This window comes from Paenarthrobacter sp. R1, assembly GCF_030264015.1.
GTDB classification, from domain to species: domain Bacteria; phylum Actinomycetota; class Actinomycetes; order Actinomycetales; family Micrococcaceae; genus Arthrobacter; species Arthrobacter ureafaciens.
The window spans coordinates 2,053,665-2,080,071 of the sequence record NZ_CP127115.1; the positions used below are offsets into that span (position 1 = coordinate 2,053,665).

At 61.2% G+C, this 26,407-nt stretch carries 27 protein-coding genes; 14 read left to right on the top strand and 13 right to left on the bottom strand.

From position 1 onward, the window contains the following. Positions 1-82 precede the first annotated feature (82 nt). Positions 83-670 carry a type 1 glutamine amidotransferase domain-containing protein gene (locus QN084_RS09930; RefSeq protein ID WP_182264018.1) on the top strand — a complete coding sequence of 196 codons (588 nt, stop codon included), beginning with the start codon at positions 83-85 and terminating at the stop codon, positions 668-670. 327 nt (positions 671-997) lie between these two features. On the opposite strand, the gene QN084_RS09935 is transcribed toward QN084_RS09930, so the two are convergent. The 8 genes from QN084_RS09935 to QN084_RS09970 all read right to left on the bottom strand — a co-directional run bounded on the left by QN084_RS09935 (position 998) and on the right by QN084_RS09970 (position 9,440). After that, a complete protein-coding gene (locus QN084_RS09935) occupies positions 998-2,008 on the bottom strand; it encodes a 2-hydroxyacid dehydrogenase (RefSeq protein ID WP_069696819.1) in 1,011 nt (336 codons plus the stop codon). An 89-nt stretch (positions 2,009-2,097) separates the two neighbouring features. Further along, positions 2,098-2,976 carry an SMP-30/gluconolactonase/LRE family protein gene (locus QN084_RS09940; protein WP_069696818.1) on the bottom strand — a complete coding sequence of 293 codons (879 nt, stop codon included), beginning with the start codon at positions 2,974-2,976 and terminating at the stop codon, positions 2,098-2,100. A gap of 102 nt (positions 2,977-3,078) precedes the next feature. Continuing rightward, positions 3,079-4,224 carry a mandelate racemase/muconate lactonizing enzyme family protein gene (locus tag QN084_RS09945; protein ID WP_031217326.1) on the bottom strand — a complete coding sequence of 382 codons (1,146 nt, stop codon included), beginning with the start codon at positions 4,222-4,224 and terminating at the stop codon, positions 3,079-3,081. Positions 4,225-4,313: 89 nt separating this feature from the next. Further along, positions 4,314-5,027, bottom strand: coding sequence for a gluconate 2-dehydrogenase subunit 3 family protein (locus QN084_RS09950; protein WP_062098650.1), 714 nt, complete (start codon positions 5,025-5,027; stop codon positions 4,314-4,316). An 18-nt stretch (positions 5,028-5,045) separates the two neighbouring features. Beyond that, complete coding sequence (locus tag QN084_RS09955; protein ID WP_021474676.1) at positions 5,046-6,716, bottom strand: GMC family oxidoreductase; 1,671 nt, start codon at positions 6,714-6,716, stop codon at positions 5,046-5,048. Positions 6,717-6,906: 190 nt separating this feature from the next. Beyond that, complete coding sequence (locus tag QN084_RS09960) at positions 6,907-7,524, bottom strand: type 1 glutamine amidotransferase domain-containing protein (RefSeq protein ID WP_082694467.1); 618 nt, start codon at positions 7,522-7,524, stop codon at positions 6,907-6,909. Positions 7,525-7,791: 267 nt separating this feature from the next. After that, positions 7,792-8,436: a dihydroxyacetone kinase subunit DhaL gene (gene dhaL, locus QN084_RS09965; RefSeq protein ID WP_021473236.1), complete on the bottom strand. Its 645-nt coding sequence runs from the start codon at positions 8,434-8,436 to the stop codon at positions 7,792-7,794. Positions 8,437-8,438: 2 nt separating this feature from the next. Next, positions 8,439-9,440 carry a dihydroxyacetone kinase subunit DhaK gene (locus QN084_RS09970; protein ID WP_021473237.1) on the bottom strand — a complete coding sequence of 334 codons (1,002 nt, stop codon included), beginning with the start codon at positions 9,438-9,440 and terminating at the stop codon, positions 8,439-8,441. A 382-nt stretch (positions 9,441-9,822) separates the two neighbouring features. Between QN084_RS09970 and QN084_RS09975 the strand changes: the two genes are divergently transcribed. The 9 genes from QN084_RS09975 (at position 9,823) to QN084_RS10015 (ending at position 18,883) form a co-directional block, all read left to right on the top strand. After that, positions 9,823-10,527, top strand: a complete 705-nt coding sequence (locus QN084_RS09975) for a cysteine hydrolase family protein (protein WP_021473239.1) — start codon at positions 9,823-9,825, stop codon at positions 10,525-10,527. A gap of 192 nt (positions 10,528-10,719) precedes the next feature. After that, positions 10,720-12,330: a sugar ABC transporter ATP-binding protein gene (locus QN084_RS09980; protein ID WP_021473240.1), complete on the top strand. Its 1,611-nt coding sequence runs from the start codon at positions 10,720-10,722 to the stop codon at positions 12,328-12,330. Further along, positions 12,327-13,334, top strand: a complete 1,008-nt coding sequence (locus tag QN084_RS09985; RefSeq protein ID WP_021473241.1) for an ABC transporter permease — start codon at positions 12,327-12,329, stop codon at positions 13,332-13,334. The genes QN084_RS09980 and QN084_RS09985 overlap by 4 nt, the downstream gene beginning before the upstream one ends. 8 nt (positions 13,335-13,342) lie before the next feature. Next, on the top strand, positions 13,343-14,410 hold the full coding sequence (locus QN084_RS09990; protein ID WP_069694467.1) for an ABC transporter permease: 1,068 nt from the start codon (positions 13,343-13,345) through the stop codon (positions 14,408-14,410). Positions 14,411-14,532: 122 nt separating this feature from the next. Further along, positions 14,533-15,687: a sugar ABC transporter substrate-binding protein gene (locus tag QN084_RS09995; RefSeq protein ID WP_021473243.1), complete on the top strand. Its 1,155-nt coding sequence runs from the start codon at positions 14,533-14,535 to the stop codon at positions 15,685-15,687. Positions 15,688-15,866: 179 nt separating this feature from the next. Next, entirely contained in the window at positions 15,867-16,595 is a 729-nt protein-coding gene (locus tag QN084_RS10000) for a FadR/GntR family transcriptional regulator (RefSeq protein ID WP_069696891.1), read from the top strand. A gap of 110 nt (positions 16,596-16,705) precedes the next feature. Then, positions 16,706-17,374 carry a bifunctional 4-hydroxy-2-oxoglutarate aldolase/2-dehydro-3-deoxy-phosphogluconate aldolase gene (locus tag QN084_RS10005; protein WP_021473245.1) on the top strand — a complete coding sequence of 223 codons (669 nt, stop codon included), beginning with the start codon at positions 16,706-16,708 and terminating at the stop codon, positions 17,372-17,374. Further along, positions 17,371-18,366: a sugar kinase gene (locus tag QN084_RS10010; RefSeq protein ID WP_021473246.1), complete on the top strand. Its 996-nt coding sequence runs from the start codon at positions 17,371-17,373 to the stop codon at positions 18,364-18,366. Before QN084_RS10005 ends, QN084_RS10010 begins: the two co-directional genes overlap by 4 nt. 64 nt (positions 18,367-18,430) lie before the next feature. Beyond that, complete coding sequence (locus QN084_RS10015; protein WP_062098656.1) at positions 18,431-18,883, top strand: YybH family protein; 453 nt, start codon at positions 18,431-18,433, stop codon at positions 18,881-18,883. Between the two features lie 160 nt (positions 18,884-19,043). On the opposite strand, the gene QN084_RS10020 is transcribed toward QN084_RS10015, so the two are convergent. Both QN084_RS10020 and QN084_RS10025 read right to left on the bottom strand, forming a co-directional pair. Further along, positions 19,044-19,574, bottom strand: a complete 531-nt coding sequence (locus QN084_RS10020) for an EAL domain-containing protein (RefSeq protein ID WP_259362751.1) — start codon at positions 19,572-19,574, stop codon at positions 19,044-19,046. 75 nt (positions 19,575-19,649) lie between these two features. Then, complete coding sequence (locus QN084_RS10025; RefSeq protein WP_062098660.1) at positions 19,650-19,868, bottom strand: hypothetical protein; 219 nt, start codon at positions 19,866-19,868, stop codon at positions 19,650-19,652. 211 nt (positions 19,869-20,079) lie between these two features. On the opposite strand from QN084_RS10025, the gene QN084_RS10030 reads away from it, so the two are divergent. Further along, complete coding sequence (locus QN084_RS10030; RefSeq protein WP_069694465.1) at positions 20,080-20,571, top strand: MarR family winged helix-turn-helix transcriptional regulator; 492 nt, start codon at positions 20,080-20,082, stop codon at positions 20,569-20,571. 11 nt (positions 20,572-20,582) lie between these two features. Here QN084_RS10030 and QN084_RS10035 read toward each other — a convergent pair whose 3' ends face one another. Next, complete coding sequence (locus tag QN084_RS10035) at positions 20,583-21,215, bottom strand: flavin reductase family protein (RefSeq protein WP_062098664.1); 633 nt, start codon at positions 21,213-21,215, stop codon at positions 20,583-20,585. 148 nt (positions 21,216-21,363) lie between these two features. Beyond that, positions 21,364-22,080, bottom strand: a complete 717-nt coding sequence (locus QN084_RS10040) for an IclR family transcriptional regulator (protein ID WP_264398783.1) — start codon at positions 22,078-22,080, stop codon at positions 21,364-21,366. A 229-nt stretch (positions 22,081-22,309) separates the two neighbouring features. Here QN084_RS10040 and QN084_RS10045 point away from each other — a divergent pair, with 229 nt between their 5' ends. Together QN084_RS10045 and QN084_RS10050 are read left to right on the top strand one after the other, a co-directional pair. Beyond that, positions 22,310-23,128: a maleate cis-trans isomerase family protein gene (locus QN084_RS10045; RefSeq protein WP_128397134.1), complete on the top strand. Its 819-nt coding sequence runs from the start codon at positions 22,310-22,312 to the stop codon at positions 23,126-23,128. 13 nt (positions 23,129-23,141) lie between these two features. Beyond that, the gene (locus QN084_RS10050; protein WP_062098667.1) at positions 23,142-24,488 is read left to right on the top strand and encodes an SLC13 family permease; all 1,347 of its coding nucleotides are present in this window, start codon (positions 23,142-23,144) and stop codon (positions 24,486-24,488) included. Between the two features lie 70 nt (positions 24,489-24,558). Here QN084_RS10050 and QN084_RS10055 read toward each other — a convergent pair whose 3' ends face one another. Beyond that, entirely contained in the window at positions 24,559-25,185 is a 627-nt protein-coding gene (locus QN084_RS10055; RefSeq protein ID WP_069694464.1) for a cysteine hydrolase family protein, read from the bottom strand. A gap of 182 nt (positions 25,186-25,367) precedes the next feature. Between QN084_RS10055 and QN084_RS10060 the strand changes: the two genes are divergently transcribed. Beyond that, on the top strand, positions 25,368-26,396 hold the full coding sequence (locus tag QN084_RS10060; RefSeq protein WP_062159989.1) for an ABC transporter substrate-binding protein: 1,029 nt from the start codon (positions 25,368-25,370) through the stop codon (positions 26,394-26,396). Positions 26,397-26,407 lie beyond the last annotated feature (11 nt).

Below are 26,407 nucleotides of genomic sequence, written 5' to 3' on the forward strand. Positions count from 1 at the left end.
TGGGGCGGCAGTCCCACAGATTCGTCAGACGCAGCCCGGCATCCCGCCGGGCTTACCACCACAATGAGAAAGTGAGTCACCCATGAGTTTGCATGGATCAAAGATTGCCCTGTTGATCGAGGATGAGTACCAGATCCTGGAGGGCTGGTACCCGCTGCTCCGCCTGCAGGAAGCCGGAGCGGACGTGCGCGTCATTGGCAGCGGCACGAAGAACAGTTACCACAGCAAGGAGCACTACCCGATGGAGGTCGACGCGGCTGCGGCCGACGTCAGCGCCTCCGACTTCGACGCCGTTGTCGTCCCGGGCGGCTTCGCCCCGGACAACATGCGCCTTCACCCTGAAATGATCGGCCTCGTCCGGGACATGAATGAGGCAGGCAAACTCGTCACCGCCATCTGCCACGGCGGATGGGTTCTGGTCTCCGCCGGCGTGCTCAAGGGCAAGAACGCCACCGGCTACCTGCCGATCAAGGACGACGTGGAAAACGCCGGCGGCACCTGGGTCGATGACGCTGTTGTCGTGGACGGGAACGTCATCACCTCCAGGACCCCGGTCGATCTTCCCGACTTCACCCGCGCAATCATCGCCTACCTCGAAGGCCGCCCCACCGAAACCGAACACACCACCCACGAACACGCCGGTTTGGACAACGTCAGAACCGGCGGCTGAACAAGGCAGGAATCCCGCCGGCACGGCGACCGTGGGCGGTCCCAGAGACATCAATCTTGCCTGAGTTTACTTACTTGCTCATCCTAAAAGGACGGAGCTGCAGGTCCAGAAGGATTGTTTACCGGCCGACGAGGTCTTCGGCCGAGGCAGGACCGCGCTGCGGGTCGCCGACAATGCACTCAGCCTGCATGGTAATCCCGGTACCTCAGTTTTTCGGCAATCAAAGCGATTTATTCCGGGTGGGCGCCGCCGGTAGTGCTCAGGGAACCGCAGGGGAAGCTCCTTCACCGGTCTCCGGACCCGCCCGGTTCGCGGCGTCATCGTAGTTCACGATGCCGGTTCCGCAGCGGAACAGGATGGGCCCGTCATCACGACATTCCGCACAGGCTGGCCGGCGGCAAGCCGGTTGATATTTTCAATGATTTCCTGGGATCGTCCTCTGAAAGTCTCTTCGGTGACCGCCGAGGAGTGCGGCGTCATGATGACGTTGTCCAAGGATTCGAAGGGCAGTGTGCTTGATTTTCCGACGCCGCCGGGTCCGGGATACCCATACCAGACATCAATGGCTGCTCCGGCAATGCGGTGATGTTTCAATGCGGAATAAAGAGCTTTTTCCTGCACAACGGGACCGCGTGCCACATTGACCAATAGGCCTTCGGGTCCCAATGCGTCCAACTGGGTTGCTCCGATGATCCCAGCGGTCTCGGGCGTCAGAGGAGTACTGATCACGAGAGCGTCAGAGTCGCTCAGGGCCGTGAGCAAATCCTCGTTGGATCCGGCCCACCGGATCCCGTGTGCTTTCGCGTCGACTGATCCTGTCCGGGTCACGGCGATGCCTTCGGCGCCGAAGGACTGCAGGAGCTTCCATGAGGCGGCCCCGATGTGACCAAAGCCGAGGAATGTCACAACCGCGCCCCTGAGCGTTTTGGGCTGAGGCAGGCCGCGGCGATAGACGCTTGAGTGCCACTTGCCTTTCCGCAAGGCTGCGTCCTGGGCGATGAGGTCGCGCCGGAGTGCGACGAGGACGGTGGCCACGTATTCGGCGATCGATCCTTCATGGTGGAAGGTGTTGGCGCACACAGCTTCTGTGTTGAGGGCCTCCGGCTCGATTCCGTCGAAGCCGGCGCCGGCGGTATGAATCAGCCGGAGTCTATTGGCTCCTGCTCCCATTGCCTTGGTCAGGCGCGGTCCGACGAAGACATCGGCGTCGCGGAGCGCGGACAGTACGCCGGGATCGTCCCAGGATCTGTGCCAGGAGATGGCCGTTCCCGGGGCAAGTCCCAGTTCAAAGGCGGGGCGGTGGACGATGAGGCTAGCGTCGGCGATGACGATTTTCATAGTCTCGTTTGCTAGGGCTTATTACTGGACGTGCCTTTCGCCCGGTGGCTCTGCACCATCCCGGCACTGTCTCCCAGTATGGTGAAGGCCTATCCGCGGAAAGAGTACGGGGGTCTTCCTGTCACGCCCGGCTCCAGAACGAAGATTGCACCTGCATGGGGCTGGTCCTGTAGCTGCCGGGGCGTCAGGCCGTTGCGCGCTGACGTGATGAATAACTGATTGAGAGCGGGGCCGCCGAAGGCGACACTGGTCGGCCTGCTAACGGGCAAGTCGAGTGTTTCCAGCAACACGCCTTCGGGGCTGAAGCGCTGGACACAGCCCCCGTCCCACATGGCCACCCAAATGGTTCCCTCCGCGTCGACCGCCATTCCGTCCGGCGTGGCGACAGGATGGGGCAGATCCACCAGAACGCGGCCGTTGCTGATCTGGCCTGTTTCGATATCGAAATCGTAGGCATCCAGCCTTCTGGTCGACGAATCGGTGAAGTAGAAGATTTGGCCGTCCGGCGACCAGTCCAGGCCGTTTGAAATAGAAACGTTCTGGCGTACCGGGGTCACGCAGAGTGTGCTGCTGATTCGGTAGAGGCTCCCGGCCGATGGTGAAAGGTCCGTGGCCATGGTCCCGGCCCAAAGACGGCCGGCGGGATCACACGCGCCGTCATTCATCCGATTACCGGCAATGTCGGACTCAACCGGGACGGCGAGCTCGAAGGCGTTCCCATCGGGGTGGATGAAACCGATTCCGTCGCGTACTGCGCATACCAGTCCCCCTGACTGGCGCCGCGCCACCATGCCAACCGGCTGGCCGACGTCGATGCTGCGGTCCAGACCCGATGCGGGGTCGAGCATGTGGATCCTGCCGGCGAAGATGTCAACCCACAGCAGTTCCTGCCGCTGCTCGTCCCACCACGGCCCCTCGGCAAGATCGGCGCCGGCATCGATGGCAATGTCGATGTGTCTGCTTTTCATGATCAGGAGTCTCCGAATGGCGGTTTTGATCCGGTGCGGTTAAGGGGTTCTGGTGTCGCGCGTTTGCCCGAAGCGCGACACCAGCGTCACCGCTTATGTTGATTACGCAGCCGAGGCGAAACGTGCGTCGGTCAGCGTGTATTTTTCCAATGCTCCATCTGCGAATTCGATGCCCAGCCCTGGAACTTCACGTGCTTCAACGTATCCCCCCGTGGCTGTGAGGGGCTGTTCCAGCAGCCCGTCCCAACCGGGGCCCCCGTAGGCGTCAAATTCGATCATTGGCGCATTTTCGCAGCTGAGAATCATATGGAGCCCTGCGGCCAGTGCCACCCCGGTTCCGGAGCTGCAGGCAATGTGGGGGACGCACCACAGGTTCCAGGAGCTGGCCATATCGGCCACCCGCTTGCATTCGGAGATTCCGCCGACACTTGTGCAGTCCGGCTGCAGGACATCAAAGGTCCGCTTGCGCAGAAGGTCGAGGTACTCGTAGCGGGTAAGCAGCGATTCGCCGCCGGCGAGTTTGAGCGATACCCGGTCAGAGAGCCAGGAATGATCGTCGATGTACTGGGTGAGGCTGCGGGAAAGAATGGGTTCTTCCAGCCACAACACGCCCAATTGCTCGAGTTCGGTGGCAAGGGTGAGCGCCTCCCGGCGGTCAAAGGCCATGTTCGCATCGACCATAATGTCAATGTCGGGACCGACTGCATCGCGGACGCGGGCGACCATGTCCACGCCCTTGCTCAGACTCGGACCATTGCGCAGCTTCATGGCGAAGAAACCCTGCTCAACGGCGGCTATAGACTCTTCCACTATTGCCTCGGTCGGCTTCAGGGACGGCGCGTAGTACGCTTTCACCTTCGACTTGGAGGCTCCCAGGAGACGGTAGACAGGCTGGTTGCTGGCCTTGCCGAGAAGATCCCAGAGGGCGATGTCAATGCCACTCAGCGCGTAGGTCTCGATTCCGCGGCGGCCCCACATGTGTGTGGCATTGAGCATGTCCTGCCAGATGGACGCAACGTCCAGTGGGTCACGCCCGATGAGCATTGGACCCAGCTGGTGGTTGATGATGGGACCCACTGTGGGGAAGTATTCGGCTGAGAATCCGGCCTCACCGATCCCTTCGATACCTTCGTCGGTTTTTACCCGGACAATGATGCCGCCTTTGACGTTCACTTCCATCGCGCCCCAGCGGAGCGGCTCATCCAGTGGCACCCCGACGGGGAAAGCCTTTACCTCTGTTATCTTCATGCTCTTACGTCCTTTCGCGGGTGTCGCGAATTCTGCCGACAGGCGGCCCGGCACTTCGGGAAATGCCGGGCCGCCGTCCGTGTTTAGGGTTAGTGGTCCCGGGGAACAGACTCGTTCAGGTGCGGGATCAGGTCGTACCAGTCGTAGTCGCCGTCATAGAAGTACTCCGTGGTGTCGTAAGTCCCGTCCATGGTGTCCTTAAGCGATTTCGGACCCGGGAATCCGATGGTTTTCCACCCCATCTGATCCTTGTTGCCGCCGTACACCGGGTCGCCGTAGAAGCCTTGGCGGGTGTGCAGGCACAGCGTGTCAAAGAACGGAAGGTTCTCATCGAACGATCCCTGGAGGAACGTCGTGACCGGTTCCTTGGTGCCCAGCGTGACCTTGATCGGCTTTGGAGCCCCTGAAAGGGCAACCAGCACCTGGTCCTGCTGTTCCTCGTTCAGGTCGACGAAGTTCTTTCCGTCCACGTTCCGCGCAATGGCATCCAACGCCTTGACGCCTTCACGGTAAAGCTCCTGCATCTTGAACTGCCGGCCACGCCACGCGTCGGCATGCTTTCCTGACAGCTTCAGGAACCCCGAGCCATCCGCTGCCGCGAAAATATAGCCGATCCCCGACACGTACCGGTCGATGAAGACGACCACGCGGGCTTCCCTGGCCCCCGGGTCCTGGTCAGTGGGCATGATTCGCGCCGTGGCCGCCTCGACCGTGTTCCATTCGTGTTCGGTGAAGAAGTACCGCTCCGTCGAATCCGGGTCCACGGGTTCGCCGACGATTTCCCATTCTGATTTCAGTGTCATTTCAGCGTGTCCTTTCCGTCAGGCCGGCTGGGCGAGCCGTTCGACCCGGCCCTTGGAGTAGGTGGTGGCGATATAGTCCGAGCAGCGCCAGGCGTTGGCCATCATGGTCAACGTGGGGTTCACGCCCGTAGCGGTCGGGAAGCCGGAGCCGTCAACAACAAACAGGTTGTCGACGTCGTGAGACTGGCCCCATTCATTGAGCACACTCTTGGACGGGTCTACGCCCATGCGGGCCGTGCCGTGCTGGTGGCAGGTATTGCCGGTCATCTTGTCCAGGTAGACCGGGACCGTCTTACGGGCACCGGCAGCTTCGAGGATTTCGGCGTTCTTGTCCACCTGCCATTTGCCCATGGCGATGTCGTTGGCATGTGGCCGGTGGGTAATGCGGGCCACGGGCAACCCCCAGGCGTCCTTAACTGTTGGGTCAAGGTCGACCCGGTTTGATTCCACGGGCATGTCGTGGAGGATCAGGCCGATCTTCATGGCGTAGTTGTAATAGTTTCGGTCCGCGTCCTTGAGGGCGTCACCCCAGGTGGGGCGGCCCGGGAAGACCCAGTTGACTGGGTGACAGGTTTGCGAGGCTGAAATGATGCACCCGCCGATGTGGCCTCGGTTTTCATCAGTTTCGTAGAATTCCAGGGATCCGCCGGAGATGTAGTTACCGGCAAAGCCGTTCAACGGCTCGTCGATCTCGTTGTCGAACAGCCCGACGGCGAACAGGTATTCGTGGAATGTTGCATTCTTTCCCACCAGACCGGAGCTGTTCCCCAGCCCATCCGGGAACTGCGCAGAGCGGGAGAGCAACATCAGGCGAGCAGATTCGATGGCGCCCAAGGCAAGGATGACGACCTTGGCGTCCTGCTCGACCTCATTTCCGTCCGGGTCAACATAGAGGACGCCGGTGGCCTTGCCGTCTTTGCCGATCTTCACTTCGCGGACGAAGCTTTCTGCGCGGACCTCAAAGTTTCCCGTAGCCAGTGCGTCGGGGATGAAGGTGGTCAAGACGTTGGACCGGGCGCCGGAGGGATCACCGTACTGGTTCCAGAAACTGGTTTTGTTGAACGGGTCGCGTCCGTTGTGGTTGTTGGTGACCATCGCATGGGGGATCGGGAATGCGTTGATACCCATCTTGTTGCACGCGTCATAGAAGCGTTTTCCGTAACGGGTAGGACGCAGGGGCGGGCTCGGGTAGCCCTTGGAACGGTATGGCTCGTACTTATCGGCCCCAGCGATGCCTGAGACTCCGAACGCCCATTCAACTTTCGTCAGGTAGGGTTCCAGGTGCTCGTATCGGAACGGCCAGTCGGCCAGGTTCATGCCGTCGATATCGCCGTGGAGGGAGCGCAGCATGAAGTCGGATTCCCGTGGCCTGGGCACCCAGCCCGCCCAGTGGTTCGTTCCGCCGCCGACCATCTGGGGGGTTGGGGAGAACGAGAAGGGCTGCGCCACTTCATCCTCGGCATAGCGGAGGGTTCGCGGGAACAGTGTTGGGTCGGGCCACATGTAATTGCGGTTGACGAATTTCAGCTCGTCTCCGGAGTAGTGTTCGTGGGCGCGAAGCCAAGGGCCCCGGTCAAAGCCGACCACTTTGAGCCCTGCCTCGCTCAAGACTTTCGCCGCCGTGCCGCCATTGGCACCCAGTCCGACGACGACGGCGTCAACGGCTTCAGGCTTCTTCGTTGTAGCCACTGCGATTCTCCTAAATTCGATGACGGCACCACGTGCCGTCCACACTTTCTGTCTTTTTCAGTTCTCCGCTGCAGGAGCTGGTGCTGCGCGGTTGGGCCGCGTACCACCCACTTCCCGGGAACGCGGCCCGTCCACACACTCCGCAGGTCACACGTACTGTGTGGCTTCTGCCTGGGGTTGGCGGCATCCGCTATGAGACGGACGCGCCGGTTTCGTATCGCGTGCCGGCCGGGTCGCCGGTCAGGTCTGTCGCGTGGTTGTGGGTGGTGTGTTCGGTTTCGGTGGGGCGGCCTTCGAGGTAGGCGATGATTGCGCGGGTGAAGTCGGGAAGATCGACCGGGGTCCTGGAGGTGATGACGTTCCCGTCCACGACAACAGCGTCATCGACCCAGGTGCCGCCGGCGTTTTCCACGTCGTCCTTGATCGGCAGGTAGCCGGTGGCGTTCTTGCCCTTGAGCACGCCGGCGGAGACCAGAACCCATCCGCCGTGGCAGATGGCGGTGACGAGTTTGCCTGCCTCATTCATGTCCCGGACGAGGCCGATCATTTCAGGGTGAAGGCGCATGTTGTCCGGGGCGAAGCCGCCCGGGACGACAACGGCGTCGAAGTCGGAGGCGCTGACGTCGGCCGCAGCCGCGTCGACCTCCATCGGGTAGTGCTCCTTGCTGTGGTAACTGTTCTTCGTGCCGCTGCCAATGACGCGCACGTCCGCTCCGGCTTCCTGCAGGCGGAGCAGCGGGTACCAGCCCTCCAGGATCTGGTACTCATCCTCGATCAACAGGGCAATCTTTGATCCATGCAAACTCATGGGTGACTCACTTTCTCTTGTGTGTAGATATCGGAATGAACGGTTCGCAGGGGGTATATCCCGAGCGGACTGATCGCGAGTTGCTGGACTTGATGAACCACCGCGCGTCAATCATCCGGTTATCAGGTGGTCTGAACTCTTCCGCATTTGCTCACCGGTGTCAAGGTTTTTGGACGCGCTAGGTGGTGCTGAGTGAACTGCAGGGCTGAGCCGGCCTTGGGCATAGCGATGCCGCGGGCAGCGTCGGCCTGAGCTCCTGCCCGTGGTTCATGCAAGCGTTCTGGCAGCCGAGCGGATCAGCATGGCAACGGACACTGCCCCGGGATCGATGAACCCTCTGGAGTTTTCCCGCGCGTAGCTGGATTTGCCCTTGCGGGCAACCATGTCGGCAGTCGCGTCGCGGCCGGCTTCAGCCGCAGTCGCCGCCGACCTCAGTGCCTCTGACAGAGATTTCTCTTCCGTCAACTTCGCCTTCAGTGTTTGGACGGACGGGGCCAGCGCGTCGAACATGGTTTTGTCACCTTGTTTTACTTTGCCTCTCTCACTGACCCCCTGGGTGGCCGCTTCAAAGGCGTCTGACAGCAGTCCCGGACTGATAGTCGGAGCGTCGCCCACCGCTCTCGCCATCCGGAGGAAGATGGTTCCGTAGAGCGCACCGCTGGACCCTCCGACCGAGGAAACGATATGCAGGCCGACATCCTTGAGGAACTCCCCTGGAGTCGCGGCTGCGTCCCAATCAGGCACAGACTTGAGCAGTGCGGACATTCCGCGCTCCATGTTTGAGCCGTGATCTGCATCGCCGCTGGCGGCGTCTAGATCGCTGAGGGTGAGGTGCTGTTGGATGATCTGGTCTGCGAAATCCAGGATCCAGCGCTCCAAGTCGGTTCTTGTCAGGTTGGTGTCCGTCGTCATTTTCATCGTCCCCACCGCAATGCTGCTGTATGGACCGGAGCGTCCCATAGGTCTTTTAGCTCCTGGTCGAGTTCAAGGAAGGTTACTGCGGCGCCCGTCTGATCGAGGGAAGTTACGAAATTTCCCACTAGCTGACGAGTGATGCAGGCGCCGCGCGCCTCTGCCGCCGCGGTCAGTTCTCCGGCGAGAAGATAAAGCTCGTGATGCGGCGTGGCTCCCATCCCGTTGACCAGCATGAGAAGGTCAGCCCCGTCCTTCGGTGCGAGGTCTGATAGGACCTCGTTGACCATCAGACGCGCAATCTCCCGGGCGTTGGCCATCGGGACCCGTTCACGTCCGGGTTCACCGCTGATGCCGATACCTAGATCCATGTCAGTTTCGGCAAGTTCGTACACCGGCTTTCCGCGTGCAGGAGGAGTGCACGAGGAGAGTCCTACCGCGAACGTTCCTGAGCGGGCGATCACTTTCTCGGCAACGGCCAGCACCTCGGACAGTTCCCTGCCCTCCTCCGCGGCAGCGCCTGCAATCTTTTCGACAAGGACTGTGGCCCCGAGCCCCCGGCGTCCAGCCGTTTCCCCGTCGTCCGGGATCGATACGTCATCGTTGACGACAACCTGCGCCACCTGGATGTCTTCGAAGTACAGGATCTCCTGAGCCATCCCGAAATTCATCACCTCGCCCGTAAAGTTTTTGATGATGTGCAGAACCCCGCTTCCCGCGTTGGCGCGGCGGGTAGCGGCGACGATTTGGTTTGGGACGGGTGAGGTGAAGATCTGCCCAGGTGCGGCGGCATCCAGCATCCCGTAACCGACGAAGCCGGTGTGTGTGGGTTCGCAGCCTGAACCGCCACCCCCCACGAGCCCGACCTTCGGGAAAGGGGGAGCTTCCCGGCGTTGAAGCACCCGGTTCGTGCAGTCCCACTCCAGGATCTCCCGGTGCGCGCCCACGAGCCCCGCCACGTAGTCATCCACCGCAGTCGATGGTTCATTCAAAAATTTCTTCATTGCCTTCCATTTACCTCCGGACTGGCCATCTACTTCCGCAGTGCAGCGATTGAAATTGAAGCTGTGGCTTGATGATCGGGTGGTCTGACCAGAAGCTTCCCCTAGAAAACTTCCCGAGTCAATCCCTCCCCTGACGGATGACAAGGACGTCTTGCCGGACCGGATCCCTTGAGCACGGCTGTGGCTGGCGGTTCAGCGCCCTTCTTGGAAATCCTAAAAAGGTATTGACAGCCCCTTTGGCGTCTCGTAGTGTTCAGACCACCGGATCACCTGTCATGTAGCTCACATGTGTCGGAAAGAAGATCCGGTAAGGCTTGAAGACCGCGACCACGCGGAAAACCATGGGTGCCGCAAAGCTGCCGCCCTGTAAGAAGGAGAACAAATGTCTTCACTGGACTACACCTACGAAAACATCGACAAGGTCATCGACCGTTCGCGCTACCTTGCCCCGACCATCGATCCCAAGAAGACGATGTTGCTCGTACTCGACATGCAGAAGGCGTGCGCAGAGCCCGGCGGCGCGATGTACATTCCCAGTGTCGGAGGCGCACCGGAGGGCAAGGACACCATCGAGCCGGTCAAGAATGTCCTTGAAGCCTGCCGCGCGAAGGGCATCCCCGTCGTGTGGTCGCTCTGGGGTCTTCGCGGGGATGGTAAGGACGCCGGCTACGCCGACGTCAAATGGGGTCTGGAAGGCCAGCTCGGCAGCTTCCCGGGTTCTTGGGGCAATGGAGGCGATGAGCTCGTCGACGAACTCAAGCCGCTGGATGATGAGCCGGTGATCCGCAAGCACCGTTTCTCATCGTTCTATGGCACGCCGCTGACAGAGTACATGCGCCGTGCGGGCGCCGACACGCTGGTGATTGCCGGCCTCTCCACGGGCAACTGCCAGATCGCTACCGCAATCGACGGTGCCAACCAGGACTTCAAGATCATCACTCTCGCCGACACCTGCGCAGCCATCCCCTCGGGACAGGACGATCCGCTGGGCTACGGCCAGCACTGGGAGGCATTGAGGAACATTCAGGCCAACCATGGCGACGTCCGCACGAGCAAAGAATTCCTCGAGCTCATCGACGCCGTCTAAGCACTCTTTGTCAGCGACGCGTCCCGCCGCTCACCCGGCGGGACGCGCCCCCGGCAGCTGCTCCAAACTGCTTTCCAATTCTCGACAGCCGGCATTCCCGGCATTCTTGCGCGCCCAGTTCGCACTAAGTCATCAGACCACCGGGTTACCGGGGTACCACCACACGGAATCAATTTCGACGATGAGGTTGGAATGAACAACAACGAAAACTCTCCAAGCGGCGCGGCCGGACCGGGCGATGAGCCCATCGTGTCCGTGCGCGGCGTCGGGAAGGTCTACCCCGGCGTCGTGGCCCTGGCCAACGTCGACATTGATCTGCGCCCCGGCGAAATCCACGGGCTTCTCGGCGAGAACGGGGCCGGAAAGTCGACGCTAATCAACATCCTTTCCGGAACGGTGGCCCCTACGGCCGGAACAGTCCGGGTGAACGGCTCCGAAGTCACCATCGGGACCCCACGGGACGCCCAGGACCTCGGCATTTCAACAGTCCACCAGGAACAGTCACTTGCCCCGAATCTCTCCGCCGTGGAGAACATCTTCCTCGGCCGCGAACTCATCAACGGCAGAAACCGTGTCGCCGGAGTTCTCGACGAAAAAGAAATGCGCTCCCGTGTGCTTGAACTTGCGCATGAGTTCGGCCTCACCGACCACGACATTAAAGTCCCGGTCGAAGCCCTCGGAGCCCTTAAGCAGCACGTCGTGCAGATCATCAAAGCATTGGCCTTCCGGACACAGGTCCTGATCCTGGATGAACCAACCTCCGGCTTGGCCGATCACGAACGCCTCACATTGTTCAGTTACATGCGCCAGCTACGCCAGAGGGGAATCTCCCTGCTCTGGGTCACCCACCGTCTCGATGAGCTCTTCGGACTGGCCGACACCATCACGGTGCTCCGCGATGGTCAGCTCGTCGCAACCGTAGACCCTGCCGGACAGACTGCAGAATCGCTCGTCCGGCTCATGGTCGGGCGATCCAACCTGGCAGCACGGGAAGAGACGGTCGAGGAAGGAAGGGCTCACGGCTTCACCGGGGCCCGGGACGAGGTCCTGCGGCTGGATTCGGTCAGCCGCCACCCCCTTCTTCATGACATCAGCCTGTCCGTCCGGCGGGGAGAGATCCTCGGGCTGGCCGGAATCGCCGGTGCGGGCCGGACCGAAACTGCAATGGTTATTCTGGGCGCCGACCGCCCGGACTCAGGAACCATCTTCCTGCATTCCCGCCCCGTGGTTATCCGCAATCCTCGTGAGGCCCGCCAGAGAGGCATCACCTACGTGCCCGAAGAGCGCAAAACCCACGCTATTCTCGGCGACTTCTCAATCAAGCGGAACATCACCATCTCGGACCTGAACAGGACGGCCGCTGGGCGCCTGTTCCTGCGCGGCCGGCAGGAGACGGCCACGGCGAAAAGGTACGTCAGTGATCTGAGCGTAAAGACGGCTTCCGTGCAGGAAAAAATCCGCAATCTCAGTGGCGGGAACCAGCAGAAGGTCGTCATCGCACGCTGCCTCTTCACCGAACCCGATCTGATTATTTTTGATGAGCCCACCCAAGGCATCGATGTCGGCGCCAAAGCCGAGGTCTACCGGCTGATCTACGACTTCGTCGACCAGGGAGGGGCAGCAATCGTGATCAGCTCCGAACTACCCGAACTGATCCGCGTATCCGACCGTATCGCTGTGATGCGCGAAGGAACCATTGTGGGCGAACTCGAGAGCACCGGCCGTGACGAAACAGCGTCCGAAACCAGTGAACTCGGCGAACGAATCATCTCTCTGGCAACCCGAGGAGCGGTAGCAGTATGAGCATCTTCCAGCGTTCTTCGCGAGTACTGGCGATTGACGGTGTCGCCGTTTCGATCGTCTTCCTGATGATGTGCGTTTACTTTGCCCTCGCGTCTCCGTATTTCCTTAGCCCCGACAATATCTACAACACCTTCGTCGAATCCGTTTCCGCGGTGCTGCTGGCGGCCGGCCTGACCTTCGTCCTGATCAGTGGCGGAATCGACCTGTCCATCGGCTCCAACATCGGTCTGAGCGCTGCCGCAACCCTCTTCGCCACCATGAACGGTGCACCCACTGTCCTGGCTGTGCTTGCCGGTATCGCCACCGGGCTGATCTTCGGGCTGGTGAACGGGGCCTTCGTGGCTGGGCTGGGCGTCAGCGACTTTATCGTCACGCTAGCGACACTGAGCATCGGGGCTGGTGTGCTGCAGGTCTTCACGTCTCATACACAGCTCACCGGTACTGCGGACAGTTCCTTCCTTGCCCTCGCGGGAGAAAAAATCGCAGGGATCCCGACAGGGGTGCTAATCACAGCGGTCATCCTGCTCATCCTTGAGGTCGCGCTCATCAAAACACCTTTCGGTCGGACGATCTACGCCGTAGGCATCAACCCGAACGCGGCGTACCTGGCTGCGGTCAGCGTGCGCAGGACCAAGTTCGCGGTCTTCATCATCTCCGGAGTCATTGCCGGCATCGGCGGAGTGCTCCTGGCATCCCACCTCAACTCCGTCCAGCCCGGACTCGGGGGCGGTTATGAACTGACAGCGATCGCCGGGTGCGTCGTGGGCGGAGTTGCCCTCGCGGGTGGCCGCGGAAGCATCTGGCGTGCTGCTCTTGGCGCCTTCTTCCTATCCATTCTCAGCCGCGGTCTGCAACTGATCGGCGTCGACCCGCTCTGGTTCTCGATCGTGACCGGCGCGGCCATCGTGGCCGCGGTGGCCTTCGACCGCGGCGCCCAAAAATGGCTGCAGTCCACGTTCCGCCCGGTGTCCCCGGCAGCGGCCGCAACCCAGAATGCCCAGTGAGGCCCGACATGTCTTCTTCCCTGAACGCACCCGCCCTAAGCAACCGGATCGAAACGATTCTCGCCAAGCCAGGATCCGGCCTGGTGGGCCTGCTTATCCTGTTCATCATCACGATGACATTCGTTGCACCGTCTTTCCTCAGTTTTGGAAACTGGGAAAACGTAGCCAACCAGGCGGTCTTCGTGCTGCTTCTCGCTCTGGGCATGACGATCGTGCTCATCGCGCGTGGAATCGACCTCTCCGTTGGTTCGGTCATGGGCCTCTCAGCTGGTGTTGCGGCCTTCCTGATCAACCAGGGGCTCATCTTCCCGCTCGCATTGTTAGCAGGCATTGGTTGCGGTCTCGTTTGCGGCCTGCTGAATTCGCTGATGATCACGAAACTGGGGCTGCCCGATTTTGTTGCCACGCTCGCCATGCTCGGTGTAGCACGGGGCGTACTGTTCCTCTGGACCAAGGGAACGCCTTTCACCCGCTATATGACCCCGGAGTACAGGATCGTTGGAGGCCAGGTCAAGCTCGGCGGCATCATCAGCGTCCCAATCATCATTGCCATCATCCTCTGCATCCTCGTCTCCTTCATGCTGCGCAAATCGGTCATTGGACGCCACCTGTACGCAGTTGGAGGGAGCCCGGACGCGGCCCGCCTCTCGGGTATTTCAGTCTCAAGGGTGAAGACATTCGCTTATGTCGTAAGCGGTGGATGTGCCGGACTCGCCGGAGTGATACTTGCCGGCCGTGCCACCAACGTGGCCCCGACTCTCGGGACGGGCTATGAAATCCTGGCCATCACGGCGGCCATCATCGGCGGTGCAGCCCTGACCGGAGGCCGCGGCCGGATGGTGGGTGCCATTCTCGGCGCCCTGACCATCACCCTGATCGCAAACGCAATGAACATCGCCGGCGTCAAGTCCGAATGGCAGCAAGTCGTCACTGGAATCATCCTGTTACTTGCCGTACTGCTCGATCGCATTACCGCATACTTCCAGCAGCGTCAGAACAGCGCGGAAATCGAACAATCCCCACAGCAACAACAAGAATCGGCACCCTCGACGATGACCAAACAGGCCTTGAGCTGATCCACTTTTGCCCCAAGCCTGGTAGCGCCACCGCCACCGCTGGCGCACCGGCTGATAGTGATTCCGCTCCCCTGCCAAACAACCGCACCGCACCCCTGCTTGACTTTCAAAGGAGAAATACAATGGAGACGACCCCAACCCGAAGCGAGAATGCGACCTCAGGGGCTACCCGGCGCAACATTCTCGGGGCAGGCGCCCTGATGGGGACGCTCGGTCTTCTCACTGCCTGCACAACTCCTCCTGGTGGGTCGGCCGCCGCCGGCGGTGCTGGAGGCAGCGGCGCCGAAGGCAGCGCGGAATTCACCGACGCCATCAAAAAACTCGTCAACGGGCGCACCGTCCAGATCGGATTCACCCCTCCGGTCCTGTCCGAGTACTACACGCAGATGGAAAACGCAGCCTTCACGCGAATGGCGCAACTGGAAGACCTCTACGGGGTCAAATGGAAATGGGAAAAGTCATCCCCCACTGGCAACTTCAACGCCGTTGAACAACAGATCAGCACCGTCCAGACCTGGACAAGCCGCAAGTTCGACGTCGTCTTCATCTGTACGGGCGCCAACTTCGCCACCATGCAGGGCGTCTATAAGAACGCCATGAACGCTGGCACCAAGATCTTCCAGTTCAACCAGCCAGTCGAGCTCTATCCAGTGGATCAGATCAACACCGTCTCCAATATTGGCTACGACAACCGCACACAGTCGGGCTATGTGGCTGGAAAATTCATCGCGGATACGCTCAAAGGCAAGGGCAAGATCGTTCAGATTATGGGTCCCTCCGGCTCCGACTGGACCAAGGCCCGGCTGATCGGCTTCAACCAGGCTCTCGCCGAAAATCCGGGCATCGAGGTCGTGGGAACTGCAGACGGCGGCTATCTGCGCGACAAGGGACTCAGCGCGGCCCAAGACCTCCTCACCAGGCACCCGGATATCAATGCGATCTACGGAGAAAACGAAGACATGGCCCTCGGCGCCTCTCAGGCGGTCGATGCTGCGGGACTGAAACAGTGGGACGGGTCCCAGGGCATCGTGATTGTGGGCGCAGATGGACTGCTCTCGGGCATGGATGCGATCCGGAACGGCAAACTGACGGCCTCAGTGGACGTGAATTCTGTAGATAACGCCATCAGGATGATCGACATCGCCTTCCAGTCCGTGGTCCTGAAGAACTATGTCCCCAAGATCTCCAACATCACGACGCATCTGGTGACCAAAGACAACGTGGAAGCTTATGCCGCGTACATCAACGGCATCATGGCGCCGAAGAAAACATACTGAGCGCCCCGCATTGGCATTCAACGGGTATGAAGCCACCTCCCCGCTGGGCAGTCAGGGAAAGGCGAACCTTTTTCCCGCCACGCCCGGTCTTCTTTTTCGGAATGGGCCAGTGTTCAGGCCACCGGACCAGTATCATTAGGGATGTACCGAGCAGTGCGGGTTGGCGAAAGAGGGATCTCATGACCGAATCTACAAACAGGATCGAGCGTGTTGCGCGGCTGAGAGTGTCGGACTCCGTCGCTGCCCAGCTGACGCAACTGATCACCAATGGCGTCTATGCTGTGGGAGAAAAGCTACCGGCCGAGCGCGTCCTCGCCGACGAGTTCGGGGTAAGCCGCAGTTCGATGCGCGAAGCAATCCGGGGTATCGAGGCAAGCGGCCTGGTCAGTAGCAGTCATGGCGTGGGCGTCTTCGTGGTCAGCAATACCGTTGCTGCCCAAGGCCAGTCGGACCTGCTCGTGTTCGAAGATTTCACCGTGCCCGAGCTGTTCGAAGTTCGGCGCATGATCGAACGCGACGCGGCCGGTTGGGCGGCGCAAAGAATCACTCCCGCCACCACCGCTGCATTGGAGAGCATCATGGAAAAATGCTCAGACCCTGAACTCTCGGACGAGGAATTCGTGCAGCTGGACATTCAGCTCCACCAAACAATCGCGAAGGCTTCAAAGAACGAGCTGGTTGCAACCATCTACGGCAGCCTGGAGCCGATGCTGACCAAGTATTCGCTTCGGGTGATTTCCCTGCCGGGGCGTCGCGAAGACTCCCACGCAGGACACGGCAAAATTGTCGACGCCATCGTCGCCGGCCGCGTGCGGGAGGCCCGAGATGCGGCCGTGGCCCATATTCGCGACGTCGAAAGGGACATCGCCAAAAACCTGGCCCAACCGGTGGCCAGCCAACCTAACTAGGGCTCTAAGCGCCGCCGCTCCACCGCTGGTCGCGGCAGGGATAAGCGCGCCAAATCCGAAGTGATTTTTCCGCGGAGCCCAACTCATCATGGACGAACGGATAACGCGATATGACCGCATCTTCTCCCCCACAGCCGACGGTTCCGCTCACGGGCCAGGTGATAGCCGTGCTGCGCACCACGCACGCGAGCAAATACCTGCCCGTGATCGAAAGCCTGGTCGCCGGTGGAGTCCGGTTCATCGAACTCACGCTCACAACCCAGGGCGTGTTCGATCACCTGCCCGAGATCAGGGCAGCTTTCGGAGAGACTGCGGAAATAGGCATCGGCACCGTGACCACCACAGGCCAAGTTGAATGCGCCCGCGACGTCGGGGCCCAGTTCCTGGTCACGCCGTCAACCAACCTTGACATCGTCAATACCGCTGTCGCTCGTGGAATACCAATAGTCCCAGGCGGCCTGACCCCGACCGAACTGCACGCGGGATGGAGCGCTGGCGCGGTAGCCGTCAAAGTCTTCCCTGCTTCCACTGTCGGGCCGGATTACATCGGTCAACTCCACGGCCCGTTCCCCCAGATGCAGCTCATACCCAGTGGCGGAATCACCATCGAGGACGCACCGCGATGGATTTCGGCCGGCGCCCTCGCCGTCAGCCTCGGCGGCCCCCTGCTGGGTGACGCCTTCGACGGCGGCAGCCTCGCCCAGCTCACAGAAAGGGCACGACGCGTGACCGAGCTGGTATCTGCGGCGACCGAGGACCGTAAAGGCACAAACCGATGATCACGGTGGATTCCGGGGCTGATAGTCCTGCCATCACTCCCTACAATGTCACCGACGTCGTGACCATGGGTGAGACCATGGCGCTGATGAAGGCTGAGTCTTCCGGCCCCCTCGCCCACGTTGCTTCACTAAGTCTGGGTATGGGAGGTGCAGAGAGTAATTTTGCGATAGCGCTGCGCAGGCTCGGCACTTCCGTGACGTGGGCTGGCAGAGTCGGAGCCGACAGCCTGGGAGAAATGGTACTGCGTGAGCTCGCAGCGGAAGCCATCAACACACTCGTCTCCCGTGACCACACAGCTCCCACAGGGCTCATGATTAAGGAACGTAGGACAGCTGAGGCCGTAAAGGTCTGGTACTACCGCAAAGGCAGCGCCGGATCCCGGCTATGCCGCGAGGACGTACCGGCCGAGCAGATCGCCCAAGCGAAACTGCTACACATAACAGGCATCACCCCCGCACTATCCACAAGCGCCGCCGATGCGGTCAACTACGCCCTCGACTGTGCCCAGGCCGCCGGTACTCTGGTCTCCTTTGATTTGAACTACCGTTCAGCGCTATGGTCCTCTGAAGAGGCCGGCGAACAGTACCGCCGCATAATACCCAGGGCGGACGTTGTGTTTGCTGGGGACACTGAAGCAGCCATCGCAGTAGGCGATGCTCAAGACCCTTGGGAACTCGCTCGACGAATTAACGAGATGGGAGCATCTCAGGCGGTCATAAAACTGGGCGCTGACGGTTGCGTCGCAGTCGTCCACGGTGAAAAGCACGCCCAGCGCGCAGTACCCATCCGGGCCGTAGACACAGTAGGGGCGGGAGACGCCTTCGTCGCCGGATACATCGCAGAGCTGCTCAATGACGAGGACGTTCCCCAGCGCCTGCTGACCGCCGTCCGGACTGGTGCATTCGCTTGCTTGGTGCCCGGAGACTGGGAAGGCATGCCCCGACGTACCGAGCTGGACCTCCTGGACTCCACAGAACCCGTCTCCCGATAGAGACAGCACTTCACTCCCTATGTGAAAGCAAAATCCAGCCAAAAGTGGACGGAGACATCGAAAGGTGAAAATCAACGACCCGGCAGCCACGCTTAATGCGGGCGTCTTGGCAGAGGCGCTAACGGCCTGGAAACGGGCTTTTGACCAGCATAGGCCCGAAGACATGGTCAGGCTCTTTTCACGCGATGCGCTCTTCCAGGGGCTCAGCCCAACTTTGCTCACGGGACGAAAAGAAATCTTCGACTACTTCGATGCCCTGCCCCCCGGTATCACGGCAACGTTCCAAATTATCCAAGCCCGCGAACTGGCTCAAGATCTAGCCTGCGGATTCGCCGCGCTCCGCTTCACCTACCCGGACGCCAGAACGACGCAGGTTCAGCTATCCCTCGTGGTCCGCAGGGACGGCGAGACATGGTTGATTGCCCAGTACCACGCCTCTAGGACGTTCCAAGGGAAACAACCCCCCACATCCCCGCTAGCCGCCATGATGAATCCGTTCGCTGTGGACGAAGCCTGAAGGAGACGAATTCGTAATCCGCTCCACCGGGCGGCTCGTCCAGGTTCGCAATGTACCCTCCCCCGGGGCCACGGCTTCCCTCGCCATCGCCCAACACAACACAGGGCGCGCAGGTTGGGGTTGGTGTCGATTCCAGCAGAGATTGTCCGGTCCAGCTTGATCATCTCGGGGCTAAGCATGGCAAATGGCGTAGGGACGAGAAGCCGTTACAGGCATCGTCGATGGCTAGCCGGAGTCCGTCCTCCCTGAGCGACGCTAGTGCCGCCATCAGGTCTGCATAGTTTGCCACGACTGAGTGCTCGGTCAGTTCCACGACAATCCTCCGTGGTTTCATGCGTGAGCGTCTTATAGCTTCGCTGAGCCTGGGATCAAGGCAGGCGCGGGGAGAGAGATTTACTCCTACGTAAAGATGCTCCGGAAGATCCGCGGCGGCCCGCAAAGCGGTCTCCAGCGCGAGGAATTCCAGATCGGTGCCCCGCCCGACGGCTTCGGCTTCCCGGAACCATTGGTCCGGAGACCTGAGGGGGGAGCACACGAAGCGGGTCAACGCTTCGACTCCCACGACCTCTACGCTGGCCAGATCACGGATCGGCTGGAACGCGGTCACTAACGTCCTGGTGGCGAAGAGCCGCTCAAGATGCGCTTCGATTTCAAATACTTCCTGGTTCGATGCCTGGAACTTCAGCCCCACCAAGCACCCTGTTTCGTCCAAGGCCGCGTAGGATCCGGGACATGCAGCCCATACCCATTGGCTAGTCCGTCGTTTCTACGTGAAATCACGTTCCCGGGTGGTGCCGTAGGGGACCTCTTCATGCAGCTCCACCGTGAAGGCGGTGGGCGTATGGCGTGTCACCAGGATTCCGCATCGACCCTCACGGATGGCCCATCCCTGCGCCTGCCTCTCAGCGGCTTCCAGGCGCTCGGCGAGCAGCTGAGGGTCCTCTGCAGCTACTCGTATTACAGGCGCGAAATTTGCGGTGATCATGAATGGTTCCTGTTTCTGATTGGACGACGCTACAGGACCGCGGGCCCCTGAGCTTGAAGAGACGTCTTTGTGCCAGGCCCCTCGGGGCGGGACCGAATTTCAAGATACCAGACCGTTAGTACACGAACAATTTGACCACGAATTAATGGCCTGGACCCGGATGACCCGACCATCCCGGAGAACTTCCGGCGGTTTCGGTATCATTTCCCTTATGTCTTCTCCCAAAGAGGTCGAAGATGACCTCTTGCTCGAGCGGCAGCTTTGCTTTGCACTCACGGCGGCTTCCCGCACGGTCATCAGCGCCTACCGGCCCGTACTGCAAGAACTTGACCTGACCCATCCGCAGTACCTCGTGATGCTGGCACTCTGGGAGCGAAGCCCCCGTTCCGTCAAGGACATCAGTGCCGAACTACTGCTCGGCCCGGCCACCCTCTCTCCTCTGCTCAAACGCCTGGAGGCCGCCGGCTACCTCACCCGCAAACGATTGCCGAAGGACGAACGCTCCCTCGCCGTAAGCTTAACGCCGGCCGGAACGGCCCTTCGAGCGAAAGCTCTGGCCGTTCCCGCCACCATGCTCGACAAGCTGGGCCTCAGCCGCGAAGAAGCCCGGGAACTCCACCACGCCATGACCCGTCTCACCCGCGCAGCACAAGCCGACCCCGATGGCGCGGTCGCGGACACCGGAGAACCGTCAGGCCGGTAGTCTGCCACGCTTTATCCCGGCCGACGACTGCCTGCCTCGAAGCCGACCGGCCAGTCGTCAGCACGGATTCGCTTCAGTTCCATCACCTCACCGGTCACGGCCCACTCATCCAGCCCAAGTCGCGCCAACGGCTCGAGGAGGTCGATGCGTGGATGGCTGCCATCCAAGACGTCGGAATCTACGGCAGCATGGGTTACTTCCCCAAAAACCAAAACGCAATCGCCAATCGCCGTCGTACTGTGAAGCCGGCACTCCAAGGACACCGGCGACTCGGCAACCCGGGCCGCCGCTACTGTGCGCCCCTCTTCCCTTGACACTCCGACGGCATCAAATTCGCTCACGTCCGGGGGGAAGTTCGTACCGGTCGCATTGACCTCCGCCATGAGGCCGGCTGGCGCCAGGTTCACCACAAACTCCCCTGACGAGCGGATATTACGCAGGGAGTCCTTTTCGCCGACCGAGGTGAATTGGATGACGGGGGGATTCACCGAGGCCACGGTAAAGAAAGAATGCGGGGCAAGGTTATCCACGCCCTCGGGGGACCTGCTGGAAACCCAGGCGATAGGGCGCGGAACAACCACCGCCGTCAGCAGCCGGTAGAAGTCGCGTGATGACAACTCTCCGGGGTCAAAGTCATGTCTCATGATCCACCCTTGGCAGATGTACAGCTTGGGTGTTCCGCCCGAAGCGGATTGGGGGAGACCTCGTCGGACGGAACCTGAACAACGTAGCAGAGAGTTAGTACCCGAACAATTCACGCACTAACTGCTACCCTTGGGGCCCGGCATTCTCCTACCCCCCGGCGCCCTGGTAAGCCAACGCATTGCTCGCAGCAGCCGCAGCCCGCGCCACAAGGGGTCCGAGCCGAGGCACATCCGCGGGCGTAACGCGCTGGGTGGGGAAGCCCAGGCCAAGCACTCCGGCCAGGCGACCCGCATGGTCGAAGACGGGCGCGGCCACGGAACCCACGTCTTCGTTACGTTCCCCAAAGGCGGCGAAGAAGCCCTGCTCCTTGGCTTCATCGGCTTGCTTCCGGAGGACGTCGAACGAGACCGGGGTTGCGGGCGTGAAAGGACTCATCTGCGACTCGGACAACGAACTCCAGGCGTCGGGGTCATGCGCCAGGAAGATCTTGCCGGGCGCACCGGCGTGGAGCGGCATGACCATACCCACCATGAAAGGGCGGATGACTACATGGCGCGTTTCTGCGACGGCAACCACGGTGCGAAAGGCTCCGTCCCTGACGTAGAGGCAGGCGGTTTCACCGGTCTCGTCGCGCAGCTGCTGCAGGACGGGCTTGACAAGCTTGACGAGGTCCAGGCCCAGGGTGCCGGGCGCAGCCCAGCGCACCATGCCAATGCCGATGCGATACCGGTCGCCCTCGCGGTCAAGGAAACCTTCCCGGACCATGTTCTGGACAAGTCGCTGGCAGGTGCTGGAGGGAAGTCCGGTTCGCCGGATGATCTGCTGGAGGGTCGGTTCGGGCTCCGCGACGGAGAAACAGTTCAAGATCTCGGCGACCTTATGGAGCACCAAGAGAGGTGAAGAATTCGTGCCTTGTTCCGATGCCACGTAAGTCCTTTCCGCCGGAAATCCCCTTCCGCGCGGATTCCATCTTAGGCAGCCCCTACCTCTCAGTGAGTGTGACCCATTTGACACTCATGCCGACTAACCCACATTATGGGATTGCAACCCGCATAGTGGGGTTATCTGTAAGCACAACGTCGTGGAGAAAAACGTGACCATCCCTGAAGTAACCTGTGAAACCGCCGCCGAACCCAAGCGCCCCGGCGCCTCCCGCATCGGCCTGATCGTCCCCAGCTCGAACACCACCATGGAGACTGAGCTCCCCGAGCTCTTCCGCCGCCAGTCCGAAGCCACGGGACACAAATACACTTTCCACTCGGCACGGGCCGGCATGAAAAACGTCAACCGCGAAGAATTGCTGGCGATGGTGGGCAAGGCTGCTGGGTGCGCCCAGGCAGTGTCGGACGCTGACGTAGACGTGATCGCGTATGCGTGCCTCGTGGCGGTCATGGCCCAAGGGCCGGGCGCCCACACCAAATCCGAAGAAGTCATCGCCGCTGCCGCCGCAGAAAACGGTCACCCCGCACCGGTCACCAGCAGCGCCGGAGCCTTGGTTCGCACCCTGCAGGCAATGGGCGTTCGGAAGGTCGCCATGATCACTCCCTACATGAAGCCGCTAACGCAGATGGTGGTGGAGTACATCGAGGGCGCGGGCATCACTGTCCTGGATGCAACCAGCCTTGAAGTAGCCGACAACCTGGCCGTAGGCTGCCTGGATCCGCAGAACCTGCCCGGCATTGCACGAAACCTCAAGCGGGAGGGCGCGGAGGCGATTGTGCTTTCAGCATGCGTTCAGATGCCGTCGCTTCCTGCCGTTCAGGCCGTCGAGGATGAACTGGGCCTGCCTGTCATTACTGCAGCCACGGCGACTACCTTCGAAATCCTCAAGGCCCTGGGGCAAACTCCCGCCATCAAGGGGGCCGGGAGCCTCCTGTCAGGGGCACGCACCCTGACCGGCGTCACCATCTAAAGAGGACGCCGCCATGTCCCTCTCCCTCATAGCGTTTTTCATCCTCGTTGCAGCCTTTGCCGTTGGCTCGTTCACGAGGATCAACGCCGGACTCATCGCCCTCGTTGCGGCATTCGGCGTAGGCACTCTCTTGGTGGGAATGCCGGTCAAGGATGTCATCGGGCAATTTCCTGCCGGCCTGTTCTTCATCCTCGTAGGGGCCACCCTGCTGTTTGGCATCGTGCGGATTACCGGCACGATTGACCTGCTCGCCTATTGGGCGGAGCGCCTCGCCGGCGACCGCAAGGCGCTTGTTCCCATCCTGATGTTCCTGCTGACGGCCGCACTCGCCTCCGCGGGCGCTTTTACTCCGGCCGCCGTCGCCATCGTCGCCCCGGTTGCTCTGGCACTTGGACTCCGGTTCGGGATCAGCACCCTGGCCATGGGCCTGGTCATAGTCCAGGGCGCGAACGCAGGCGCCTTTTCCCCTGTAAACCCCTTCGGCGTCCTCGCCAACGTCATGCTTGATGATGCGGGCGCGTCCGACGACTCGCTGAAACTGTACATTTACTGCTTCGTCTTCAACGCCGTCCTTGCCTTCCTCGCCTACGTCCTGGTGCAGTGGTTCATGAACCGCCGCTCTGGCGGGAAGACACATAATGCAGGCAACGACGGCGGTGACTCCGCGCTTCCAGCCGTCGGGGCTTCGGTCGGCGACGCAGGGACATCACTGCTCACCAAGGCCGCTCCCGCGCCGACGCGCCAGGCGCCTGCGAAGGTCGAGGCGACCCCGATCCGGATCCTGACCTTGCTTGGCCTGGGAACGCTGCTGGTGTTGACTACTGTCCTGGGCATCGATGTTGGTGTGGCCTCCCTCATCGTGGCCCTTGTGCTGGTCTGCTTGAAGCCCGGCATCCAGAAGCCTGCGGTTGACACCATGCCTTGGTCGGCCATCATCTTGGTCACCGGCATCGTCACCTACGTGGGACTGCTCGAAGAAATGGGAGCCCTGAAGGAACTCGAGGCGGGCATTGCCGGCCTGGGTGACAGCTCCCTTGCCGCTCTGATCGCCAGCTACGTCGTCGCCGTCGTGTCCGCGTTCGCGTCCACCACCGGCACGCTGGGAGTGGTCAGCCCGATCGTCAGCCCCATTGCGATGGATCCGGCACTCTCCCCCATCGGAGTGGTCACGGCCATAGCCATCAGCTCTTCGGTGGTGGATGTCAGCCCGATGTCCACCAGCGGGGCCCTGCTCATGGCCAGCGCGCAGCCGAAGGATGAACGCGTGTTCTTCCGCGCCCTGCTTGTCTGGGCGATCGTCATGATCGGCGTTGTGCCGCTGCTTGCGTGGCTCATCTTCGTCCAGCTGGGCCTGGGCTAGTCGAACAAGCCCGCTGCGGGGCGTCCGGGACCATACGGACGCCCCGCAGCGGTTTCACCTTTAAGGGAGTTCAGCCCGCCGCAGAGACGGGACTGGCTGATACCCGGAAGCCTTCCAAAACATCCCTGCTCGCCGTCACTGCACCGAAGCCGCCGGCCACCGAGCACACGGTGTTGTTGTGGGCTGTTTCCGAATAGTCTCCGCAGCAGTCGTCCACGAGGGTGACGAGGAAGTCGAGGCAGGTCGCGTCCCGCAGCGAGGTCTCCACACAGATACTGGTTGCGGCGCCGCAAAAGAAAACCGAACTGCGCCCCAAAGAGCGCAGGAGTTCTTCCAACCCGGTGTTGACGAAGGCGCTATAGCGCGCCTTGGGAAGCACATGGTCGCGCGGCTGCGGTTCCAGCATGTAAAACTCCGCGCCCCAGGTTCCCGGCAGGCAGGACTGTGAATCGCGCGGTTCCAGGTGGCGGGCACGCCACTCTTCCGTGTCGCTCTGCGGATCGTGGAGGTTCTGCATGAAGATCACGGGGACACCGAGGTCCCGGGCTTCCTGGATGAACGGTTCCAAGCGGCCCACCGCCGCCTGCACCCGGGCAACATCTTTTCCTCGCATCCCCTGGTAGCCATCGCTATGGCAGAAGTCGTTTTGGATGTCGACGACGACGATTGCCGCCTTCGCTGCATCGAGTCGATTCACAAGAACCCCTTAGTTCGGCTTAATGGTTTGACCATACTATTGACATGCCTAAGTGATGTAAATTACGGTCCTTGAACGGGCACGAAAAGTTTTTGTCGCCTGAACAACGTGGTTCGCCTGCTCCGCCCTCTGTTGCAATGCGCCGAACCTGTTTCGCAGCTATCTGAACTAAGAGGAGCTTCATGTTTTCTTGGATCCCGGCCAGGAAGAAATCTGGTCCCCCGCGCCGACTCCCCCTTCTGGCCTCAATGGCCGCCGTGTCAGCACTGGCGCTGACAGCATGTGGCGGTGGCGCCAGCGGCACGTCCAACCCTGATGGTGGACCGGTTCAAATACGGGTCATCGAATCGAACAAGCAGGACCCCACAGAACTCGGTGCCGAAGCCGGCAACTTCATGGAGATCTGGCCTGAGTGCTCCCCCGAGGTGAAGGTTGACCTCACTGCCGGCGAAAAGGTGGCAGAGGCCCTGGCCGCCAAGAGTGCCGACATTGGTATCACATCCCCCAACCGCGTCATCGGCGCAGTGTCCCAGGGGCTCAAGGGAAAGATCATCGGCGCGTCCATGCCTGTCTGGGACCAGTACGTCGTGGTCCGGAAGGACAGCAAAGCCACCTCGTTCGCCGACCTGAAGGGCTCCACTTTCGCCATCAGCAGCTTCGGCTCCGCAGGGGACTACGCCACTCAAAAGATCGCCCGCGAGGAAGGCTGGGGTCCCAACGACTTCAAGACCGTCACCATGGGCAGCCTTGACGGCATCATGGCCGGGCTCAAGAGCGGAACAGCCGACGCGTTCCTGTGGAGCGCCCAAGCGGCCTTCGGCTTGGAGATCGAAGGCTCCGCCAAAGTACTGGGCAGCGTGAAGGATCTTGTGGGCCCGAACGCCATGACAGTGGTCTTCGCTACCGATGAAATCATCGAGAAGCACCCCGCAGCCGTAAAGTCCTTCGCGGAGTGCTACTACAAGGCCACCGAGGCCATGATGGACGACTCCGCCCTGGCCACCAAGATGTTGGTCGAGGACTGGGGCATGAGCCCCGAGCTGGCGGCCAGGATCATCGAACATGAAATTCCGCTGAGCTCGCGGGACGGCGAATTGACCCCGGAGCAGCTGCAGGGGCTCCTGGAAGCTACGCAGTTCACCATCAAGTCCGCCAAGTCGCTCACGATCGACGATGTCAAGGGCATGTACAAGCATTGGAAGAGCCTGTGATGACGGCCCCC

Coding starts and splice junctions, on each gene's coding strand:
- QN084_RS09945 (WP_031217326.1), bottom strand. CDS start 4,224: ATGAAGATAACAGAGGTAAAGGCTTTCCCCGTCGGGGTGCCACTGGAT.
- QN084_RS10035 (WP_062098664.1), bottom strand. CDS start 21,215: ATGAGACATGACTTTGACCCCGGAGAGTTGTCATCACGCGACTTCTAC.
- QN084_RS10025 (WP_062098660.1), bottom strand. CDS start 19,868: ATGATCACCGCAAATTTCGCGCCTGTAATACGAGTAGCTGCAGAGGAC.
- QN084_RS10060 (WP_062159989.1), top strand. CDS start 25,368: ATGTTTTCTTGGATCCCGGCCAGGAAGAAATCTGGTCCCCCGCGCCGA.
- dhaL (WP_021473236.1), bottom strand. CDS start 8,436: ATGACGACGGACACCAACCTGACAAGAACCGACTTGGAGCGCTGGATC.
- QN084_RS09935 (WP_069696819.1), bottom strand. CDS start 2,008: ATGAAAATCGTCATCGCCGACGCTAGCCTCATCGTCCACCGCCCCGCC.
- QN084_RS09995 (WP_021473243.1), top strand. CDS start 14,533: ATGGAGACGACCCCAACCCGAAGCGAGAATGCGACCTCAGGGGCTACC.
- QN084_RS10050 (WP_062098667.1), top strand. CDS start 23,142: ATGTCCCTCTCCCTCATAGCGTTTTTCATCCTCGTTGCAGCCTTTGCC.
- QN084_RS09930 (WP_182264018.1), top strand. CDS start 83: ATGAGTTTGCATGGATCAAAGATTGCCCTGTTGATCGAGGATGAGTAC.
- QN084_RS09940 (WP_069696818.1), bottom strand. CDS start 2,976: ATGAAAAGCAGACACATCGACATTGCCATCGATGCCGGCGCCGATCTT.
- QN084_RS09985 (WP_021473241.1), top strand. CDS start 12,327: ATGAGCATCTTCCAGCGTTCTTCGCGAGTACTGGCGATTGACGGTGTC.
- QN084_RS10000 (WP_069696891.1), top strand. CDS start 15,867: ATGACCGAATCTACAAACAGGATCGAGCGTGTTGCGCGGCTGAGAGTG.
- QN084_RS09980 (WP_021473240.1), top strand. CDS start 10,720: ATGAACAACAACGAAAACTCTCCAAGCGGCGCGGCCGGACCGGGCGAT.
- QN084_RS09990 (WP_069694467.1), top strand. CDS start 13,343: ATGTCTTCTTCCCTGAACGCACCCGCCCTAAGCAACCGGATCGAAACG.
- QN084_RS10030 (WP_069694465.1), top strand. CDS start 20,080: ATGTCTTCTCCCAAAGAGGTCGAAGATGACCTCTTGCTCGAGCGGCAG.
- QN084_RS09975 (WP_021473239.1), top strand. CDS start 9,823: ATGTCTTCACTGGACTACACCTACGAAAACATCGACAAGGTCATCGAC.
- QN084_RS09950 (WP_062098650.1), bottom strand. CDS start 5,027: ATGACACTGAAATCAGAATGGGAAATCGTCGGCGAACCCGTGGACCCG.
- QN084_RS09960 (WP_082694467.1), bottom strand. CDS start 7,524: ATGAGTTTGCATGGATCAAAGATTGCCCTGTTGATCGAGGATGAGTAC.
- QN084_RS10005 (WP_021473245.1), top strand. CDS start 16,706: ATGACCGCATCTTCTCCCCCACAGCCGACGGTTCCGCTCACGGGCCAG.
- QN084_RS09970 (WP_021473237.1), bottom strand. CDS start 9,440: ATGAAGAAATTTTTGAATGAACCATCGACTGCGGTGGATGACTACGTG.
- QN084_RS10010 (WP_021473246.1), top strand. CDS start 17,371: ATGATCACGGTGGATTCCGGGGCTGATAGTCCTGCCATCACTCCCTAC.